The sequence below is a fragment of the Corynebacterium sp. MSK044 genome (assembly GCF_030232825.1).
In the GTDB taxonomy this organism is placed as follows: Bacteria; Actinomycetota; Actinomycetes; order Mycobacteriales; family Mycobacteriaceae; genus Corynebacterium.
In genome coordinates this window covers 50,180-69,854 of record NZ_JASPJJ010000004.1, presented here as the reverse complement: position 1 = coordinate 69,854, position 19,675 = coordinate 50,180, and the positions used below count along the sequence as shown (strand labels likewise).

Sequence of the window (19,675 nt, the reverse complement as noted above, 5' to 3'; positions counted from 1 at the left end):
CTACTCCCCTGCTACTTCTTCGACGGTGACCAAGTGGGCCACCTTGAGGATCTGGCCGCGCGTTGCGTCGTTGTCCTGCTTGATCACGGACTGGCCGATCTTGCGCAGGCCCAGAGCCTCCAGGTTCTTGCGGGTGACCGGCTTCTGGCCGACCTTCCCGTGGTGCAGCGTAATCTTCAGAGCCATTGTGCTTATGCCTCCTGTCCTGCGCGTGCGCGCAGCATACGGGCCGGTGCAACTTCCTCGACGGACTTGCCACGACGAGCGGCAACTTCCTCCGGGCGGACGAGCTCCTTCAAGCCAGCAACGGTGGCCTGAACCACGTTGAGGGCGTTGTCGGAACCGAGGGACTTGGCCAGGATGTCCTGGACACCAGCGCACTCAAGCACCGGACGGACTGCGCCACCGGCGATCACACCGGTACCAGGAGCAGCCGGGCGGAGCATAACAATGCCCGCTGCAGCTTCGCCCTGAACCGGGTGAGGGATGGTGCCACCGATCATTGGGACGCGGAAGAAGTTCTTACGAGCTTCCTCTGCACCCTTCTGAATTGCGGCCGGGACTTCCTTTGCCTTGCCGTAGCCGACGCCGACCATGCCCTGGCCGTCGCCAACCACAACGAGTGCGGTGAAGGACATGTTGCGACCGCCCTTGACGGTCTTGGCAACACGGTTGATGGTGACGACGCGCTCGATGTACTTATCGCGCTCGTCCTGTGCACCGCCACGGCGGTCGTCGCGGCGGCCGCGGCCACCACGCTCATTACGGTCGTTGCGGCCACCGCGGTCGTTGCGGCCACCGCGCTGCTCGGTGCTGTTGTTGTTCTGGTCTTCGGCGGATGCTCCGCCGTCACGCCGTTCACGCTCGGCCATTACGCGATCCTTCCGTTGATGTTTACGTACTTAGCTGCGATGGTCATTAGAACTTCAGACCACCTTCACGTGCGGCGTCAGCCAGAGCGGCGACGCGGCCGTGGTACTTGTATCCGCCGCGGTCGAAGACGATCTCTTCGATGCCGGCAGCCTTGGCGCGCTCAGCGATGAGCTCACCAACCTTGGCTGCCTTGGCCTTCTTGTCGCCCTCGAGGCTGCGCACGGCATCTTCCATGGAGGAAGCAGAGACCAGGGTGTGGCCTGCCAGGTCATCGATGACCTGCACGTGCACGTGGCGGGAGCTGCGGTGGACAACGAGACGCGGGGTCTCCGGGGTGCCACGCAGCGTCTTGCGGATGCGGTTGTGGCGGCGGACGCGTGCTTCGCGGCGGCGGGTGGCAATGTCCCGGCCGACCGGGGTGCGCTTCTGCTTTGCTTCAGTGCTCATTGTTTACTTACCCGTCTTTCCGACCTTGCGGCGAACCTGCTCGCCCGCGTAACGGATGCCCTTACCCTTGTACGGGTCATCCTTGCGGAGGCGGCGGATGTTCGCAGCGATCTGGCCAACCTGCTGCTTGTTGATGCCTTCGATGGACAGCTTCGTGTTGCCGTCAACGGCGAACGTGACGCCCTCCGGAGCCTCAATGAGGATCGGGTGGGAGTAGCCGAGGGAGAACTCGAGGTCCTTGCCCTTGAGCTGAACACGGTAACCAACACCGAAGATCTCCATGTTGATCTTGTAACCCTCGGTCACACCAACAACGCAGTTGTTGATGAGAGAGCGGGTCAGACCGTGCAGGGAGCGGTTGTCACGGTGGTCATCCGGACGGGAGACCACAATCTGGTTGTCCTCAACGACAGCGGAGATCGGTGCCGGAACGTCGACGGAGAGGGTGCCCTTCGGGCCCTTCACCTCAACGTGCTGGCCGTCGATCTTGGTCTCTACACCGTTGGGGATAGCGATGGGTGCGTTTCCTACGCGAGACATGTACTACTCCTCCCTTACCAGACGTAGGCGAGGACTTCCCCACCTACACCCTTCTCTTGGGCCTGGCGGTCCGTGAGCAGACCCTGGGACGTGGAAATGATTGCCACACCCAGGCCGCCGAGAACCTGCGGCAGGTCAGTCGACTTGGCGTACACACGCAGGCCCGGCTTGGACACGCGGCGCAGACCAGCGATGGAAGACTGACGGGACGGGCCGTACTTCAGGTCGAGGGAGAGGGTCTTGCCCACCTTTGCGTCCTCAACCTTGTAGTCAGCGATGTAGCCCTCCTGCTTGAGGATCTCCGCGATGTTGACCTTCAACTTCGAGGAGGGCATGGACACGGACTCGTGGTGCGCGTTGTTTGCGTTGCGCACGCGAGACAGCATGTCCGCAATGGGATCTGTCATGGTCATAGTTGACCGTTTACCTTTCTCGTTGCGGTTCCTCTCCACCCATATGTCCGCCGCACGTAGCGACTGACTGCGTTTTCCGTGTGATGTGTCGGGGGCTACTTTTGCTCGCACACAGCGTGTTCACGAGCAGTTGGGGCGCTCCCCAGCGCTTAGTAGCGCCAGGTGCTCGCCGCCACCCTCCATACGGTCCGCATTGAGGCGGGGGGCCTGCAACAAAGTTGGATTCTTACGTTCTTACGGCTCTGACGCGCACGAAATGCACACTACGTGCCATGCGCGCAGGTCCGTCGGTCAACCCTACAGGTCAGCGCAGTTCAAGCACAAATCGCTTTACGACGCCCCACAGCCCCACTGCTTTGCCCCCAAAAAATAGGTGGCGGGGGGGACGTCGATAAGCAAAGATGCGCAAACCGCAACATGGACTCCTCGATGACCTTTAGGGTTTCTTTCATGTCCAAAAACATCACCGATATCCCCTTGAACGGAATGCGCATCGGCACCGCGTCTGCTGGTCTGCAGATTGAGGGCTCTCCCTGCCCCAGCAACTGGTCAGAATGGGCCGATGGCGGCAACATCGCCGACGGCACAACGCTTGAACCGACCACGGGCCACTGGCTGAAATGGCGGGAGGATAACCAACTCATGGCGGAACTGGAGTTCCCCATTGCCCGCGTGGGTGTGGAGTGGTCCCGCATCGAACCAGCACCCGGCCAGTACGACACCGCCGCGCTGGAGCGCTACGCCGAGGAGTACCGCGACTTGAAGGCCAAGGGCATCGAACCGCTGGTGACCCTGCATCACTTCGGCCAACCCCTGTGGCTAGAGCACCGCGGCGGGTGGACAAACCCGGAGATCGTCCCAGCGTTTCTCGGTTTCGTGGACGTTGTGCTCGACCACCTCGGGGACTTCATCGACGACTGGATCACCATCAACGAACCCAACGTCTACGCCTCCGAAGCTTTCCTCTTCGGCTCCCAACCTCCCGGCAAAGGCGGCTACCTACCCGTGCGTAAGGTCCTGCAGAACATGGCTGCGGCCCACCTACTTGCCTACGAGCACATCCACGCCCGCCTGGATTCCCCCGACCGGGAGATCAAGGTCACCTTCGCCCACCACAAGCGCGTCTTCGACCCGATGAACCCCGCCAACCCGATCCACCGCGCGCTGACACCGCTGGTGGAATACCTCTTCCAAGGCGCTATGGAAAAGGCCTTCTACCGCGGGAAATTCGATCCCGTCCTCGGCCGGCCAGAGTCCCTGCCCCGCGGCTTTGGCAACGGTGCGGGCTCTAAAACCTACTACGCGGATGCGATTGCGATTAACTACTACTCCCGCACCGCTGTCAAAGGTTTTAATGACGCCACCTTCCCTGGCCGTCCCACCAATGACCTCGGGTGGGAGATCTACCCACGCGGCATCGTGGAAGTTTCCGCCCCACTAGCCAAGGAATACGGCCTGCCCATCTGGATCACAGAGAACGGCACCGCTGACAACACCGAGTCCTTCCGGTGCGGCTTTGTCTACGACCACCTGGAGGAGCTCGCCCGCCTCAATGCGGGCATGCCCGCTCCCGACGGTACCCCGCAGGAGGCGGTCCCGGTCCAGCGCTACTACCACTGGTGCTTCGTGGACAATTGGGAGTGGTCTGAGGGCATGGCACAACACTTCGGTGTGGTGGCGCTCGATAATGAGCTTGGCCGCCACCCCAAACCTGCGGCCTACATGTTGCGCGATATCAACCGCGCTGGCGCACTGACCACCGCCATCGATGAGCAGTACCGCGAACCCACCGCGAAGAATGCCCGCATCAGCACACCCGGCAGGGGCCTGAAGTGACGCACGCACAGCACCTCAGCCCAGCACCGGCTGACACATCCGCCGGCACGACGATCGCGGAGCGTCACCCGCGCGCGTTCTTCTGGAAGTTCGCGCTGGCTTACTTTGGCACCTGCCTCGTCTGGGCCGGGCCATCGCAGCTCCTACTGGCCAACCAGATGATCGCGGTGCGGCCGGAGAGCTACGAGAATGCTCTGGCGCTGCTCATGATGTGCGGTGGCGCCACCGCCGTGATCACGAGTCTGCTGGTGGGGTTGATCGCTGACCGCTCACACCTGTCCAACCATTCGGCGTGGGCACGGCGCTGGGGTAAGCGCTTCCCGTGGATCATGCTGGCGCTCCCGCTGGCATCGCTGGGCATGTTGGCACTGTCCTTCACACCTCCTTACTGGTCACTCGTAGTGCTGTGGTGTCTCATCCAATGCTTCGTCGCGTTTATGACGAACAACCTGTTCACCATCACCGCCGACGTTGTCCCTCAGAAACGCTTCGGGGCGATCTCCGGCGTCCTCGGTGTCACGTACGTCCTTGGGCTCGTGGGTGGCACCGCGATTGCGAGCCTCCTCCCACTGAACTGGGCTTACATCATCATTGCGGGCCTGGCGTTGGGCTTAGTCATCCAGCTTGGTTTCGGCCGTGGCGCGATAGACCCAGTGGTGAACCAATCCACCGTGGATGAACAAGCAGAGTTCGGCGCCATCGTCCTCGGTGGCGATAGTGAGGCAGAAAAGCTCCCACTGTCGGCCTACCGCAACTACTGGACTGTGTTCCTGGCACGCTTTGTCATGCACGCCACCCAGTACACCGCGCTGTTCTACCTCCTCTACTACTTGCGTGACTACATCGGTGTCGATGATCCGGATACCTGGGTACTCATCCTCACCGTTGTGTTCGCCGTAGTCACAATGGTCACCGCCGCAGTGTCCGGCACCTTGTCGGACAAGCTAGAGCGACGCCGCATCTTCCTCATCCTGGCCGCACTAACCATGGCAGCAGCCACCGTGATCATGACCTTCGTGGACGCCGTCGCCTTCGTGGTTGTCGCCGCGGTGTTCCTTGGTGTTGCGTGGGGCATGTTCTCAGCCGTGGAACAAGCCATGATCAATGAGTCTCTCCCCTCAAAGATCAACCGCGCCCGGGACGTGTCCATCATGACCTTGGCTCAAGGCACCGCGAATATGGTCGCCGGCGGATTCGCCGCCGCAGGTTTGAAGTACCTCGGCGACTACCCAGGGCTGTACCAGGCGTGCGCCGTAGCCTGCATCACTGGTGCCGGACTGGCCCTGACCATTCGTTCCTCCCGTTAGACGCCGCCTAACACGGCAGCGCCGGCCGGGCTCTTACGCGCGTCTGACCGAGATCGCTCTGCTCCCCATCGCTCATTCCTTGCCAGTACGAGGTCGCATCTGTGCGCCGTTTAGTTTTCGACGACACCAGGTACATCCCCTGCGCACGGATGAATTCGTCGCGAGCGGATTCGGCCTTCCCTACATCGTCGATAAGCGCGAGCGCATATCTTTCTTGCCCAGAGGCGACATTGGTTTCGGCAGCGCTCAGGCGCTCATAGATGGTGACGGCAAACCCGTGCATGTACGAACGGCGCGCCACCACCGTGGACACCCCGCGCAGGCGATCCCCTTTAACCCGGCGCGCACCCGCGGCCATCTGGGGGTTGAGGATGGCGAAGAGTAATTCCACGCGCTCAACATGTCTGCGCACACCGAAGACCATGGTTGATTCCACCTTGGTGGAGTTACGCTTGCCGTGTCTAAATGCCACGCAGTGAAGTGCGGCAACGAGGTAACTGAGTAACTGCGACTGCATGTCAGTGTAAGAGCCAGCGAAGCGGAACTCGCGCGTAATCACCTCATCGTCCGCACCGGGGCTATCCAGATCACGCTCCTCAAAACCGTACGTGGCCATTAAGTCAAAGGCTTTGCGGTAAAAGGCGGCACCTTCCGCAGTGCCCTCCTGATCAGCGGCTTGGTTGAGTAATTTCTGTACGCGCTCTTTGATTTTGTCGATGTTGCCGTAAGTGCCGATTGTTCCTGTACCCATGATTTCCCCCTTTTTTGTTGTGTTTTGTTGTGTTGTTGGAAGGTACAAACCCATGTCTATCGCCCCGCTGCGACACGCCCTTCCTGTTGCGCGTTGCAGCCTGTGGATAACTATTCGAATGTGCAGCTCAGAAACTTTTGCTAAGCACGATCTGCGCAACTGGACTACCGTCGAAAGCAAGGCCGTTACGGGCAATACCAGTGGCGCGACCGCATTCGACCTCAACCAAAGCCACACTTGAAAGGACAGATCTCCGCCATGACAACCACGACGAGCAAACCCACCCCCGGCAACAAGATCGTGCTCATCGGCGCTGGCGATGTCGGCGTTGCCTACGCCTACGCCCTGGTGAACCAGGGATTGTGCGACCACCTGGCCATCATTGACATCAATGAGGAAAAGACGTGGGGCCACGTGGAGGACCTCAACCACTCGGTGCCATGGTCTGGCCACAACACCCGCGTCACCGTGGGCACATACGAGGACTGCCGCGATGCCGCCATGGTGGTCAACTGCGCTGGTGTTGCTCAGCGCCCAGGCGAAACGCGCCTGGACTTGGTGGCCCGTAACCTGAAGATCTTCAAGAGCATTGTGGACGAGGTCATGGCCCACGGCTTCAACGGCATCTTCCTCGTGGCCACCAACCCGGTGGATGTGCTGTCCTACGCCACCTGGAAGTTCTCCGGGCTGCCGTCGTCCCGCGTGATCGGTTCCGGCACCATTCTGGACACGGCACGCTACCGCCACTCACTCGGCGAGTACTTTGGAATGAGTTCCACTTCCGTCCACGCCTACGTCATCGGTGAGCACGGCGATACGGAGTTGCCTGTTGTCTCCACCGGCAGTGTGTCCGGCGTGCCACTGCCAGAGAAGCTCAGGAAGGCCGCAGAGCACAACCCGGAAGCTTCCTCCGACATGACCACCATTTTTGAGGAAACCCGGGACGCCGCCTACAAGATCATCCAGGCCAAGGGGTCAACGTCCTACGGTATCGGTGGTGGCCTTGCCCGCATCACCCGCGCTGTGCTGAGCAATGAGGATGTTGTGCTGCCGGTCAGTGCCCTGCTGGAAGGCCAGTACGGCCTCGATGACATTTACATTGGCACCCCGGCTGTGATCAATCGCAACGGCATCCGCGATGTCGTCGAACTCACGCTCGACGAGACAGAGTCCAAGCAATTCCAGCACTCCGCAGAGGTACTGCGCCAGGTGATGGTGGACGGCGGGCTCGTCGGGTAGCAGCCAGGGCGACATCAATGCATTACGACGAGGCCCTGGACCGTGCAGGTTCCGCTACGGCCGAGGTCCTTGGAGCGCTAGCCACTGTCAAAGTGTTGCTCCAAGGTTTCATCCGCCCGTGCGCCGCGCGGTGGCCTGACGTACGGGCCGTGATCAACCATCTCGAGTACGACGAAGCAACGGGTCAGTTCTCTCTTCCGCAGGAGGCACGAGATCTGCTGGATCGTTTCGAGGACCAGTTTGATCAGGCCGAGGATAATGCGTGGCCCGAGGATCTGAATCCGCTTGATGGGCTGGCCATGGATGCTTTCATGGCCGTCCATAGGCTCATCCACAATACTGGGTATTCCTGGGGCACCCTCGGCTTACTCCTATCCACCGACTGCGATGACTACCTGCATTTCATCCGCTTGTTTGCCTCCGCGCGGTGCCGGTTCACGGGCGAGACTCTCCACTTCTCAGAAATCGGGGGCGTGGGAAATGTCTTCGTGTTTGAGGATTTTCTGCCTCCCACACTCGTGGCAGCTACAGGTCCGAAGGATGTTGCCCGCATGCTTATCGACGCTGCCTGGGTCGCCCCCAACACAGTCGACGTAAAGCATGAGCCTGGAGTGATCTCACTCACCGGTGATGTAGACACGATGCGGCACATCTACGAGGTGGCCATGCGAAACGAGGACACGGAAGCAACGATCCGAGCGCAGTCACCCTCCTTACCAGCAGATAAACGGGTGCGGTACGAGCCTGTCGTGGACTTCACCACCGAATGTCCGGTGCGTTTTCCGGATATTCTGGCCGCCATGGGTAACCCCGAGCCACAGCCCATGATTGATGATATGACTTGTGCAGGCATGCCTCCCAGGGTTTGCATGGCGTCGACGGCATAACTCACCGGCATGGCTGCCGAAATCAATTCGAGTACACGTGGCATGTCCGCCCGTGGCACGAGAAGCCCACACAGGAGGAACTGTGGAACCACCACCGCCGGAACGAACTGCACGATCTGGAATTCCGTGCGCGCAAATGCGGAGGCGGTGAGGCCTGCGGCGGTGCCCACCAAGGCGTCGAGAAGCGCGATGCCAAAGAAAGTGCCGAGAGACCCATCTACCTCTACGCCGAGCCATGCTACGCACACACCAACAGTGATCAAGGTTTGCACGAGCGAGAGCAGGCTAAACGCCAACGCGTAACCCGCAATGAATGCGCCACGTGACACTGGCATGGTGAGCGTTCGCTCGAGCGTCCCGGAACGCCGCTCTCGCAGCGTTGTAATCGACGCAACCATGAACATCACCAAGAATGGAAACAGCGCGAAAATCGCGTGAGCGATGCGTCCGAACAACGGAGTACCAATGAGTATCCAATACAACAAAGCCATCAATAACGCCGGGACCACAAACACAAGCACGAGGGTTCGCGGTTCCCGTCTGCGCCACGATGCTGTCGCGGGTCGTGTGCATGACATGCCCATCTCGCACGAAAAGCACCTGGTCGCAGTGCTCAGCTTCGTCGAGAATATGGCTGGAGATAATGAGTGTTGTGCCCTCTTCCGCCAGATCATGGAAGAGATCCCACAGTTGGCGCCGCAGCAACGGGTCAAGGCCGACAGTCGGCTCGTCTAGGATCAAGAGCTCCGGATACGGTAGTAGCGCCATCGCAAGACTCACCCGGCTGCGCTGTCCACCACTCAGATTTCCGCAGATGCTACCGACGTGGTTCTGCAAATCAAGCTTGTCGACGATCTCCTTGCACCGTCCCACCGGCAAGCCATAGATGCTGCGCACGTAGTCAAGATTCTCTCGGACAGTGAGATCGTCGAAAATACTCGCAGCTTGGGTCGCGTACGTCACCCGCGTCCGCAGATCGGGATGGCCTGCGGGCAGCCCAAGTACCCGCACCTCACCCTGGACATTGGCCTGGGTTCCCACGATCATGCGCATCAACGTGGTTTTGCCTGAGCCCGATGACCCGACTAGTGCTGTCATCGATCCTCGCGGCAAGCTGAAAGTGGCACAGTCCACAATGCGGGCTGATGCACCTTCCATCACTACGGCCGCGCTTTGGTTTTTCAGGTTACTCATAGCTTCACCTTTGAGCACAGAACAGTAACCTGACAAGTGTATTGAATAAAAGACATGGAAAGCCACGCCGAAACGAAAGAAACATGGGAAACACAGACCTGATCATCCACAAACCTGACGCACCCCTGACCATGCCCGACCAAGAGCTGATCGAGGCCGTGGTCGCTGCCACCGACGGACCACAGGTATCAGATGAATACCTGGTGCAGCTACACAACCAGATCCTGCAGGATAACCGCGACCTCATCGACGACGGTCTCCTCTACCCCGACAGGACTGGGCTTCGCGGCGAACGCTGCCTCGTCGTGGACGTATCGGACCATGTGGTCTCCTTGGTCATCAAGCGCCTATCACAGACAACTGCGGGAAAGGGGCTAGTAGTCGTCTCCGAGCTTGACGGCCTCGTATTCGCCTTCGGTGATGAAATTCCGGGCATGTCTATCCGCACAAACGAATGGGACATTGCCTGGGCTTCCCTCCGCGCACTGCCACAGTGGCTGGGCCGTACGACCCAGGAAATGACCTTTTACCATGACCATGGAAGCGACGCCGTGGACTTCCTCGTCGTCGAAGACACCAGCAAAGAACACAAGTTCATCCAAACGATTTACCGGCCCGCTATAGAGGCGTACCAGGTGGAGGTCCGCGACGGCGGCCCTGATGCCCACTACCAGGCAATGATCGCCAGTTACGACGAGACCCTCGCCACATTTGAAACGTGGATGGCTACCGGTGAACGCTTGCCGCAGGTTGGCTGGGCCCTCATCGACATGTAACCGAAATCTTTTGGAAAGACGAAACCCCCACCACCCAGCGGGAAGGCTGCGTGGTGGGGGCCAAGTGAGACGTCGATAAGCAAAAGCTTATGGGCGCTGCATCTTGCCATCCTTGTCCTTGAACGGGAAGCCGAAGTGGCGCAGGAGCGCGCGGCCTTCCTCGTCGTTGACAGCGGTGGTGACAACGGTGATGTCCATACCGCGCGGACGGTCGATCTTGTCCACGTCGATCTCGTAGAACATGGTCTGCTCAGACAGGCCGAAGGTGTAGTTGCCGTTGCCGTCGAACTGCTTGTCGGACAGGCCACGGAAGTCACGAATACGCGGGAGAGCAACCGTCAGCAGACGGTCGAGGAACTCCCACATACGGTCGCCGCGGAGGGTGACTTTCGCGCCGATCGGCATGCCTTCGCGCAGCTTGAAGTTAGCAATCGAGGTCTTCGCACGACGCAGCTGCGGCTTCTGACCGGTGATGGCGGTGAGGTCCTCGAGGGCACCGTTGATCACCTTGGAGTCACGTGCAGCGTCGCCGACACCCATGTTGACCACAATCTTGGTCAGACCCGGGATCTGCATGACGTTGTCGTAGCCGAACTCCTCAGAGAGCTTGCCACGGATTTCGTCCTTGTAGCGCGTCTTCAAACGCGGGGTGTAGTTAGCCTCGCTCATTAGATGTCCTTCCCGTTCGACTTGGCCACGCGGACCTTCTTGCCGTTCTCATCGAAGCGGTAGCCCACACGGGTCGGGTTGCCATCGGAGTCAACGAGCATCACGTTGGACACGTGGATCGCTGCTTCCTGGGTAACAATGCCGCCGGACTCAGCGCCGCGCTCATTGTAGGAGTTGGCCACGTGCTTCTTCACACGGTTGACGCCCTCAACGAGGACGCGGTCGCGCTTCGGGTAAGCCTCAATGACGCGACCCTGCGCGCCCTTGTCCTTACCAGCGATGACCTGGACCATATCGCCCTTCTTGATCTTCAACTAGATCACCTCCGGAGCGAGAGAAACAATCTTCATGAACTTCTTGTCGCGCAGCTCGCGTGCCACCGGGCCGAAGATGCGGGTACCGCGCGGCTCGGTGTCGTTCTTGATCAGAACTGCAGCGTTCTCATCGAAGGAGATGTAGGAGCCGTCCGGGCGACGGGTTTCCTTCTTTGCGCGCACCACAACAGCGCGAACAATTTCGCCTTCCTTGACGTTGCCGCCGGGGGCAGCTTCCTTCACGGTGGCGACAATCGTGTCGCCGATACCGGCGAAGCGTCGAACAGAACCGCCGAGCACCTGGATGCACAGAATTTCGCGTGCACCAGTGTTGTCGGCGACCTTCAGACGCGATTCTTTCTGAATCACTTTTGGTCTCCTGACCTGGATCAATGTGCGCCAGATTTCCGTCCTGTACGCACGTGGTCAATGTCTTTGTGCCTTTTCGCTTATCGACGAACAGTGGGACCCACCGTCGAAGGGTCTCGCAGCTTCAACTCGGAAACGCGCATCCGCTACGACCAGCGTTCAGACAACTGTGGTATTAAACCACGCTCCCCCTGGTAAACCCAAATCCATGCTGGTTCGCCTAGGTTTTCGGAGTGCGAAAAAGAAAAACACCATTCCCCCTGGCCTGTTCAGGCCTTAAGGGATGGTGCTGTTTCTGTTTATTTTCATTTAGGAGCTGGATGCTGCGATGGTGCCGGCGGTGAGAACGCCAGTTACAGCAAGGAGGCTCAGGATGCTCGGAATGAGACCAACTGCAGACAGGGCTGCGGGGACGAGCAGTGCGTTCGGGCCCTGCGGACCACCGATCTTGCGCAGCTCATTCATCACCTGGTTGAGCGGCTCCGGGTAGGTCTGAGCCTGAGCGGGAGCGGTGACGCCAGCGGTGATGGCAGTAGCGGCCAGCGAAGCGGCAATGAAACGACGAATCTTCATGTCTTATTTCCTTAAACTCTGTATTAACCGACTGGCGGCTTACTTCTTGATGGCTGCGTTAATGATGGACGTGATGATGCTGATCGTCATGGACGTGGCGGACAGGGCAGCCGGCACCAGGATGAGGTTCTGAGCCTGCCAACCCGCACGTGCCTCAATCTCACGCAGAACCTGTGCCAGCGGTTCCGGAGCCGGCTGAGCGTTAGCTGCCGGAGCAGCGGCGAACACAGACGTAGCAACAAGAGCAGCTGCCGCAAAACGACGAAGCTTCATAGGGGTCTCCATATCTTCGGGGAACGAATTAATGCAGTAGAGCCGGTCAGTCCCAGCAACCCCCAATATTAAAGGACTCTGCGAATTACCGCAGGATTAGCTGGCATCTTCTGCCATGGGTTTTCCTCAGTGCTCCCTTCTGGGGGTAGCTGTGCGCCCACATACGCCATGGTGTGCCCGGCTGCTCACTATGTCATCTGCCAGAATGGATCAGGTGAAGTCCTCTACGCCTGACATGCTCGATGCTATGCACGGGCTGCGCGATGCTCTCGCCGGAACCCGGCTGGATGACGCAGCTGAAGATGCTCGTGCCATTGTGAACCAGCTGGATGACTATATTCTGCCCCGGCTGGCCAATCTGGATGCGCCGCTACTAGCCGTGATCGGTGGCTCCACGGGATCCGGTAAATCAACCCTGGTTAACGCGATATTGCGTGAACACGTGTCCAATCCGGGCGTGATCCGGCCTACTACCCGCCAGCCGGTGCTGGTGGCTCACCCGGATGACGCTGATTGGTTCAATTCGCCTCAGGTCCTTCCTGGCTTGGCACGATCCCATGGCGCAGGGGATGAACAATCCACCACGCTGCGGATTGTCCCTACCTCTAGCATCCCGGCTGGCTTGGCGCTGTTGGATGCGCCGGACTTTGACTCAATCGATGACCGGAATCGAGCGTTGGCATCACAACTGCTGGCCGCTGCAGATCTGTGGGTTTTTGTTACTACACCAGCGCGTTATGCCGATCAGCTTGTGTGGAACTTTTTGCACGATGCTGCGGGAAGAGGCATCGAAGTTGTTGTGGTGCTGAATCGTCTTGATGAGTCTGCGGCTGCAACCGTTCCCGATGATTTGCGCCGGATGATGGATGAGGCCGGACTGGGTAGCGCCACCGTGTTCACTGTCCCATTCGTACCTGGCTTGGGCAGCGATGACGCTGGCACGGACGGCGAATTCCTTCGCGATGAGTTTGTTGCTGATGTGCGCGCGTATCTCACTGGTCTCGCTGAAGATTCTGTCGCGCGCCGCGCAGTGGCTGGAAAAACTGTCGCGGGAGCAATCATCGGGGCCCTTTCGCGTATCGACGCTGTGGTGGAGGCCCGTTCCCGCCAAGAAGCCTTCGCCGGCCAACTCAATACCGCGATTGATGAGCAGTATTCGGCGGCACATGCCCATGTCATCGATGCCACCTCCGATGGCAAGCTGCTGCGCACCGAGGTGATGAACCGCTGGCAGGACGTGGTGGGTACCTCCGATGTGACTCGCGGATTCGAACGCTGGTTTTCCAACGCCATGGATAAGGTGGGCAGCTTCTTCAGTGGCGAGCCTGCCCCGTTGCGCGAGGTGGAAACAGAACTGGAATCTGGCTTACATGCTGTCATCGTTGATGCCGCCGATACCGCGGCCGCCCGTTCATGGGCCCACATCGGCGCAGTTGCCCCAGATCTTCGCGCTGCCGCTGATCCGGCTCTGGCACGTTCGAGCGAGGATATTGATGCCCAAGCGGCGGCACTCGTGAGGGAATGGCAGGCTGCGTTGCTCGCTCACATCCAGGAAACCGCTGGGGCGAAGCGGCAGCGTGCCCGCGCCATGTCTTTTGGTTTAAATGTCCTCACCGTGGCACTCATGCTCGTCGTGTTTGCTTCCACGGCGGGGATCACGGGCTCTGAAGTTGTCATCGCTGGCGGGTCAGCGGTGCTTGGCCAGAAGCTGTTGGAAACAATCTTCGGTGAAGACACGGTGCGTCGCATGGCCACTGATGCCCGCAATGATTTGAATGAGCGCCTCTACACGCTCCTGCAACGCGAACGCGCGCGCTTCTACCCCGTCACTGATCCCTTGGTTGAAGGCACTCCAGCAGGCGAGCTACAGGAAGCAGTCAGTACTGCCCGCACCGCCGTTGCTGGGCGGTTCCCTGAATTGGCCGGGACCACCAACACTGCCTCGCGCGCGCTGGCCCCTGCTACTCAGGATGACCTAGACAGTGGAGGCACCACGGATCTAGCGGCATCCGCGCAACGTGGACCCTTGCGTGATCTGTTCACTCAACTCCGTGGCGGTTTCCAGCGCCCCTCGCAACAGCCGGAGGGAGAAACCGATGGCACTGTTTAAACGCACCGCGCCGCTTGGTGAGCGCCTTACGGCTTTAGAAGATGCCGCCGAGATTGGCGCACCGTACCTCTCGCCTACGCAAAGGGAACGGTTAGAAAACGTGGCACGCGCGGGGGCAGAACGTCGCGCCCTGTCGGCAGAGCACACTGTTGTTGGTTTCTTCGGGGCAACGGGTTCCGGTAAGACATCGCTGTTCAACGCGGTTGTTGGGGAAGATTTAGGCAAGGCTGCTGCACGCCGCCCAACGACCTCCTCGCCGCTCGCAGCGGTCTGGGAACCTGCTGGTTCAGAGGAACTGCTCGACTGGCTTGAGGTGGAAGACCGTCGGACACGCCCCGGTGAATTCGCTCCTGGTGCTGGGCCATTGATCTTGTTGGACCTCCCAGATTTCGACTCGGTAGAACTATCCAACCGGGAGATTGCCACCCGTCTTGCAGGTCAAGTGGATGTTCTCGTGTGGGTCTCCGACCCAGAGAAGTATGCCGACAGTGTCATCCATGAACAGTTCATCCAACCGCATGCCAACCACTCTGCAGTTACCCTTGCTGTTCTGAATAAATCAGACCTGCTGGGTTCTGGGGATGTGCACACCGTTGCACAGTCTTATGCGCAGCTGCTTCGCTCCGATGGCCTCACCCATGTCTCTGTTCTGCCTACATCCACGCTCACTGGTGCAGGTATTGGTGATGTGCGAGCGGCCATTGCCCGCGTCGCCCGTGCTCACTCGGCGCAATCTGCCCGAATCGAGGCAGACATTGTGTCCGTCACCGATGAATTTGCCCACGGCACCAAGACAAGCGCCCCGGATAAACGCGCAAAACGCGAGCTAGACAAGGCCTTGAGCCACGCTGTGGGAGCAGACCGTCTGGCCACCACCACTGCGGCTGCGTACCGCAAGAGGCTTTTTCAGCGCACCGGCTGGCCCGTTGTTTCCTGGATGGCACGCTTCCGGCCTGACCCCTTAAAACGGCTGGGGCTGCGCGAAGAACCAGATAGTGTTGGCGTTCATCGCTCATCCCTGCCTGAGTTGGACGCTGCTTCAAAGGCTGTGGCCAACAAGGGTGTCCGCGAGTATGCGGCCACGATTGCGGAAGGCTTGCCACCCCAGTGGGCCGGAGCCGTGTTCGACCGTGCTGATGACGTGGCTGTGAGTGTTCCGGCCGAACTCGATGTTGCTGTGACGCGAACGAAGCTCCCGGCGGAGCCCTCAAAGGCGTGGGGCGTGCTCACCTTCATTCAATGGCTTGCCTTTGTCGCAGCGCTCGTTGGCGCGCTGTGGTATCTCATCGTGGCGCTCGTACCGGGAATTCTCACCCCACTTCTAGGCGATGATCTTGTGCCGGACGTCGAGGGATGGCCCATCCCCACGCTGCTCATCATGGTGGGAATCCTCACTGGCGTGGTCATCGGGTTGATGTCTGCGGGTGTTGGTGGGATCGTCGGTAGCAATATCAAGCGGCGTACGCGCACAGCGCTCCGCAAAGAAATTGCTGCGATGTCGGAGACAACCGTTGTCGCGCCGTTAGCGGAGATCCGGGATGACTACGTGCGTTTTACCGAATACATCGCCGTCGCCGCGGGCACGTAAGCCCACGCATCAGGTGCACTACTCTCCCACGATTGTCCGCTGGATTTCGCCTTCGGGCCCGTTGACTATCAGGTTGGCAGCTTTGCCGTCGACGGATTGAGACAGGATCTTTTTGATCGGATCTAGCTCCGCGGGATCGTATTCGCCGTCGGTGTAGAAGTACCACACGCTCAGCGGGCCGGTATTGCCCGTCTCATACAGGTAAAGGTTACTTGCGGCATCAACGCGTTCTGCCTGTTCAACGAATGCGTTCACGCTCCCACTGTCTGGTGAAAGCTTAAGGCTCGGGGCGAGATCACCCCAGCCAGGTACGCCGTCCAGCCGCGCGGGCTTGTGCAGCGGAAAACCGCGCAGGTTAAATATGCCTCCCCCGTGCGCGTCAAGATGCTCGCACGCGCGGTCACGAAATTCACGCGCCGCGCCATCGCTTATCGACGTCTCCCTCAACACCCCCACGCTCAGTTCCCCATCCGAGCTCGAAGCCGAAATGGAGACCTCTGCCACCTCGGGTGCTGCAAACGGCGCCAATTGCTCTCCAGATTTTGCTCCGAATTCCGCCGTTGGGAACGGGCCCTGCCATTTGAAAGCCGTTCCATCCAGATCAGCGTGCACATGCGAAGTCATCTCCTGATTGAGCTCCTCCCCCTTTTCATGCAGCGTGACCAAGGCAGCCACGAACTCGGGGGCATCATCCACATTCACAGAACCACTCACCGCGATCGTGCTCGATGGAATTCCTCCCGCAATCACCGAAGAGAACGTCAGCCCCTCAAACACCGGGTCCGTGGCAGCCCACTGTGCCAACGCCTCCTGCTCTTCTGCAGACGGGTCCACACAGCCAGAAAGCGCTAGAGCAACTGCACCAACAACGCCAGCAATGACCTTCCGCATCATGCCCACCATCCTAAAAGACAGAACCGCCGGACCTCCACACCCGGAACTTCCCCCTATTCGTTGGACCGGCAGGCCAATCCGGCTCCTGGGGAGCGATCCTTTACTCGAAGTACTCAGCGCTTCCCAGTCAGTAACCAGTTCTTCCACGCTGGAACACAAGCAGAGCATCGCGAGTGATGTCGTGCGGATACTCGTCCCACTCGATGTCGGTAACGCTTACCTGCTCGAGGTGTTCGGCGAGTAGGGCGGCGCAGTCGTCGATAAGCGGGGTGAGTGCACCGGCATGGTGGATGTTGCCAACATTCCACACCACGTGACCGCCGGGACGTACGAGGCGTGAGCATTGACGCGCCACGGCGTTGAGCTGAGCGAGGTAGCGCTGATAGTCCCCACTTCCCCGTTCATAGGCTTCGAGCGGATCTGTATCCGTCTCCGTTGCGGCCATATAGGGCGGGGAAGTAAGAATCAGGTCGACAGCGGGGCGCAGCTCCGCGGAAGCTAGCTGCGGCAGGGTGCGGCGCGCGTCACCGGTGACGATACTTGCTTCTGGCACGGCTGCCTGGATCTGGGCCACGCGATCTGGGAGGAGCTCAATGCCGGCTGCGCGGCGGCCGAGCGTTACGGCGCGGGACAGCGTCGTGCCAAATCCAGCGAAGGGGTCAAATACCAGATCACCCGGCGCTGAGTACGTGTTAATTACGTGGTCCACGATGGCGGTGCACATGTGCACGTCCTCATCCGCACCGTCAGGACGGTCCGCGTGGAATTGGGTGAGAGTCGCCCGTAACCGCTGGGAAAGCGCCATATCGAGCAGTTTAATCAGCGAAAAGTTGAACCATGCGGTCACCCCATGGCCCGGTGTCCTCAGGCTGTTCGTCCATTGGTGCCCCAACAATTGCCTCGCCCAGGCGGCCGTCCGGCCCCTTGATTTGCACCCCAACGGGGGCGCCGGCTGCTGAGCTGGAAAGCAAGGACTTCAGCTCCTTCATTGCTTCCGCGTTGTAATCCCCCTCGGTGTAAAACTCCCAGTGGTAGAAACCTTCAAAGCTCCAAACGGATCGCACTGCATAGGGGGTTGCGGCATCCATCTTGTCAGCCAGAGCGGCAGTGGTGGCATAGCCTTGGGGGAACTCTGAGAGGCGAAGCACCGGCGAGATGCGCCTGGAGGGTCCTTCCTCTTCAGAAAGTGTGGGGCGCGCTAGCGGGAATCCGACCAGTTCGATGCTGCCGGCCGGTTGCACGTCGTCTAGGTGAACGGGGTGCCCTCGATGTCGGCGTTGACGTTCAGATCCAAGCCGAGACGATCTCCGTCAGGCATCTCAGCCAGCCTGGCGTAGAGCTGATCCAAAGCGGAAAAGAACTCAGCCACACTGCGCACATGCACATCACCGACGACGTCAATGCTGTTGGTCGGGATACCGCCTGCCAGGGCAGCTGAAAACTTCACATCGACGAGCGCAGGCTGAGTAGCTGCCCACTGCGCACATTCCGGGGCGAGCTCACGCGTAATCTTTGTTGACACACAACCAGCGAGAGCAAGGCTAGCTAACACGGCCACGACGGCAGTGATTTTCCGGAACATGACAGCCAGTGTGGGGTGGGCTTCAGCCGAAAAACACCCGCTCCATGTCCTCCTGCCACTTCCCAGGATGTTTCGGAAGCTTCTCTGGCGTTGGGCTCGTATCCACAGTGCCCAGAATCCTCTTGCTGCTTATGATCTCGACTTTGATGGGGCTACCGGCTTCCGGCTGTGAGAGCAACTCCTTGAGCTGCTTCATCACTTCTTCGTCGTACTCATCCTCGGTGAAAAACCTCCATGAATACGAACTCTCATTACTCCACACACTTCGCACCGCATAGGGGATTGCAGCGTCTACTTTCTCCGCGAAAGCTGCTGTGGCTACATACCCCTGGGGGAACCCCGAGAGACGAAGCGACGGAGAAGCAGCCCCACCATCTGGCTCGGTGGGGTGCAGCAGTGGGAATCCAAACAGATCGATTGTTTCCGTTGCCTTCGTGTCGTCTAAGTAGTGGAACACCCTGTCACGGTATGCGCGCGCATCATCGTCGCTGACCTGAAAGTCCCTTTCCGCTTTGACCCAGAGGACGTCGTCGTCATGTCGGACATTCACAGTGCGAACCTCGGGGGCTGCGAAAAGGTCAAGAAGTTCTGTCAGCCTCTCGCGCCATCCAGGCTCCCACCTGAACCCTTCCCACGTGAACTCCGTTCCCTGGATATCAGCCTTGACGTCGACCTTCAAGAATCGGTGTTCTCTAAACGGCAGCTCATCGAACTTAGCGTTCAGCTGATCCAAGGCAGTAGCGAATTCGACAACGCTTGTCACATGCAGCGCGCCTTGCGCCTGAAGGGTGTCAGAAAGCGTGCTTCCGAAAAGCCCCATCTCCTTCTCCCGCGACACACTCAGACTATCCAAGGCAGGCTGGGTGCCAACCCACTCCGCCAACTCATTGAGGCGATACTGCGCCGACCACCCACCTACACATCCACCGAGAGCGAAGGTAGACAGCACCGCAACCAAGGCGACAATCTTTCGAAACATAGGTGCCAGTCTAAAGAAAGGCGGCACAAAAGACCCCGCCCCTGCCCCCGATCCAGAAAGG

24 protein-coding genes and 1 pseudogene are annotated in these 19,675 nt (G+C 59.7%); 6 read left to right on the top strand and 19 right to left on the bottom strand.

The window, feature by feature from the left end; all coding sequences use genetic code 11:
* From rpmD to rpsH, 5 genes are read right to left on the bottom strand one after another with little or no spacing between them, the layout of a single operon-like run.
* Positions 1-186 (bottom strand): 50S ribosomal protein L30, encoded by a 186-nt coding sequence (gene rpmD / locus QP994_RS03925; protein WP_284855823.1) that lies wholly within the window; start codon positions 184-186, stop codon positions 1-3.
* Between the two features lie 5 nt (positions 187-191).
* Complete coding sequence (gene rpsE, locus QP994_RS03920; protein ID WP_284865456.1) at positions 192-872, bottom strand: 30S ribosomal protein S5; 681 nt, start codon at positions 870-872, stop codon at positions 192-194.
* Positions 873-918: 46 nt separating this feature from the next.
* Positions 919-1,320 carry a 50S ribosomal protein L18 gene (rplR, locus tag QP994_RS03915; protein WP_284865455.1) on the bottom strand — a complete coding sequence of 134 codons (402 nt, stop codon included), beginning with the start codon at positions 1,318-1,320 and terminating at the stop codon, positions 919-921.
* A gap of 3 nt (positions 1,321-1,323) precedes the next feature.
* Positions 1,324-1,860, bottom strand: coding sequence for a 50S ribosomal protein L6 (gene rplF / locus QP994_RS03910; protein ID WP_284865454.1), 537 nt, complete (start codon positions 1,858-1,860; stop codon positions 1,324-1,326).
* A 14-nt stretch (positions 1,861-1,874) separates the two neighbouring features.
* Positions 1,875-2,273, bottom strand: a complete 399-nt coding sequence (gene rpsH / locus QP994_RS03905; RefSeq protein WP_284855826.1) for a 30S ribosomal protein S8 — start codon at positions 2,271-2,273, stop codon at positions 1,875-1,877.
* Positions 2,274-2,723: 450 nt separating this feature from the next.
* On the opposite strand from rpsH, the gene QP994_RS03900 reads away from it, so the two are divergent.
* Both QP994_RS03900 and QP994_RS03895 read left to right on the top strand, forming a co-directional pair.
* Positions 2,724-4,109, top strand: coding sequence for a family 1 glycosylhydrolase (locus QP994_RS03900; RefSeq protein WP_284865453.1), 1,386 nt, complete (start codon positions 2,724-2,726; stop codon positions 4,107-4,109).
* On the top strand, positions 4,106-5,416 hold the full coding sequence (locus QP994_RS03895; protein WP_284865452.1) for an MFS transporter: 1,311 nt from the start codon (positions 4,106-4,108) through the stop codon (positions 5,414-5,416). Before QP994_RS03900 ends, QP994_RS03895 begins: the two co-directional genes overlap by 4 nt.
* A gap of 7 nt (positions 5,417-5,423) precedes the next feature.
* Here QP994_RS03895 and QP994_RS03890 read toward each other — a convergent pair whose 3' ends face one another.
* The gene (locus QP994_RS03890) at positions 5,424-6,167 is read right to left on the bottom strand and encodes a DUF2786 domain-containing protein (RefSeq protein ID WP_284865451.1); all 744 of its coding nucleotides are present in this window, start codon (positions 6,165-6,167) and stop codon (positions 5,424-5,426) included.
* A 258-nt stretch (positions 6,168-6,425) separates the two neighbouring features.
* Between QP994_RS03890 and QP994_RS03885 the strand changes: the two genes are divergently transcribed.
* Positions 6,426-7,406 carry an L-lactate dehydrogenase gene (locus tag QP994_RS03885; RefSeq protein WP_284865450.1) on the top strand — a complete coding sequence of 327 codons (981 nt, stop codon included), beginning with the start codon at positions 6,426-6,428 and terminating at the stop codon, positions 7,404-7,406.
* Between the two features lie 77 nt (positions 7,407-7,483).
* On the opposite strand, the gene QP994_RS03880 is transcribed toward QP994_RS03885, so the two are convergent.
* The 3 genes and pseudogenes from QP994_RS03880 to QP994_RS03870 all read right to left on the bottom strand — a co-directional run.
* The gene (locus QP994_RS03880) at positions 7,484-7,741 is read right to left on the bottom strand and encodes a hypothetical protein (RefSeq protein ID WP_284865449.1); all 258 of its coding nucleotides are present in this window, start codon (positions 7,739-7,741) and stop codon (positions 7,484-7,486) included.
* Between the two features lie 317 nt (positions 7,742-8,058).
* Positions 8,059-8,784 carry an ABC transporter permease gene (locus QP994_RS03875; RefSeq protein ID WP_284865448.1) on the bottom strand — a complete coding sequence of 242 codons (726 nt, stop codon included), beginning with the start codon at positions 8,782-8,784 and terminating at the stop codon, positions 8,059-8,061.
* A 151-nt stretch (positions 8,785-8,935) separates the two neighbouring features.
* Positions 8,936-9,391: pseudogene (locus tag QP994_RS03870) on the bottom strand (ATP-binding cassette domain-containing protein); the annotation flags it as partial.
* A 179-nt stretch (positions 9,392-9,570) separates the two neighbouring features.
* Between QP994_RS03870 and QP994_RS03865 the strand changes: the two are divergent.
* The gene (locus QP994_RS03865) at positions 9,571-10,263 is read left to right on the top strand and encodes a hypothetical protein (protein WP_284865447.1); all 693 of its coding nucleotides are present in this window, start codon (positions 9,571-9,573) and stop codon (positions 10,261-10,263) included.
* Between the two features lie 87 nt (positions 10,264-10,350).
* Here QP994_RS03865 and rplE read toward each other — a convergent pair whose 3' ends face one another.
* The 5 genes from rplE to QP994_RS03840 form a co-directional block, all read right to left on the bottom strand.
* A complete protein-coding gene (rplE, locus tag QP994_RS03860) occupies positions 10,351-10,932 on the bottom strand; it encodes a 50S ribosomal protein L5 (protein WP_284865446.1) in 582 nt (193 codons plus the stop codon).
* The gene (gene rplX, locus QP994_RS03855; protein WP_034664250.1) at positions 10,932-11,246 is read right to left on the bottom strand and encodes a 50S ribosomal protein L24; all 315 of its coding nucleotides are present in this window, start codon (positions 11,244-11,246) and stop codon (positions 10,932-10,934) included. Before rplX ends, rplE begins: the two co-directional genes overlap by 1 nt.
* A complete protein-coding gene (rplN, locus tag QP994_RS03850) occupies positions 11,247-11,615 on the bottom strand; it encodes a 50S ribosomal protein L14 (RefSeq protein WP_284855835.1) in 369 nt (122 codons plus the stop codon). It abuts the gene before it with no gap.
* Between the two features lie 309 nt (positions 11,616-11,924).
* Positions 11,925-12,188: a hypothetical protein gene (locus tag QP994_RS03845; protein WP_284855836.1), complete on the bottom strand. Its 264-nt coding sequence runs from the start codon at positions 12,186-12,188 to the stop codon at positions 11,925-11,927.
* A 39-nt stretch (positions 12,189-12,227) separates the two neighbouring features.
* Entirely contained in the window at positions 12,228-12,461 is a 234-nt protein-coding gene (locus QP994_RS03840) for a hypothetical protein (RefSeq protein WP_284855837.1), read from the bottom strand.
* A 205-nt stretch (positions 12,462-12,666) separates the two neighbouring features.
* Here QP994_RS03840 and QP994_RS03835 point away from each other — a divergent pair, with 205 nt between their 5' ends.
* On the top strand, positions 12,667-14,571 hold the full coding sequence (locus tag QP994_RS03835; RefSeq protein ID WP_284865512.1) for a GTPase family protein: 1,905 nt from the start codon (positions 12,667-12,669) through the stop codon (positions 14,569-14,571).
* Complete coding sequence (locus tag QP994_RS03830) at positions 14,558-16,159, top strand: GTPase (RefSeq protein ID WP_284865445.1); 1,602 nt, start codon at positions 14,558-14,560, stop codon at positions 16,157-16,159. Before QP994_RS03835 ends, QP994_RS03830 begins: the two co-directional genes overlap by 14 nt.
* An 18-nt stretch (positions 16,160-16,177) precedes the next feature.
* On the opposite strand, the gene QP994_RS03825 is transcribed toward QP994_RS03830, so the two are convergent.
* From QP994_RS03825 to QP994_RS03805, 5 genes are all read right to left on the bottom strand, one after another.
* On the bottom strand, positions 16,178-17,053 hold the full coding sequence (locus tag QP994_RS03825) for a hypothetical protein (protein ID WP_284865444.1): 876 nt from the start codon (positions 17,051-17,053) through the stop codon (positions 16,178-16,180).
* A gap of 127 nt (positions 17,054-17,180) precedes the next feature.
* A complete protein-coding gene (locus QP994_RS03820) occupies positions 17,181-17,858 on the bottom strand; it encodes a DNA methyltransferase (RefSeq protein WP_284865443.1) in 678 nt (225 codons plus the stop codon).
* Positions 17,859-17,868: 10 nt separating this feature from the next.
* Positions 17,869-18,201, bottom strand: coding sequence for a hypothetical protein (locus QP994_RS03815; RefSeq protein ID WP_284865442.1), 333 nt, complete (start codon positions 18,199-18,201; stop codon positions 17,869-17,871).
* Positions 18,202-18,299: 98 nt separating this feature from the next.
* Entirely contained in the window at positions 18,300-18,635 is a 336-nt protein-coding gene (locus QP994_RS03810) for a hypothetical protein (protein WP_284865441.1), read from the bottom strand.
* 22 nt (positions 18,636-18,657) lie between these two features.
* Positions 18,658-19,473, bottom strand: coding sequence for a hypothetical protein (locus QP994_RS03805; protein WP_284865440.1), 816 nt, complete (start codon positions 19,471-19,473; stop codon positions 18,658-18,660).
* Positions 19,474-19,675: the final 202 nt, after the last annotated feature.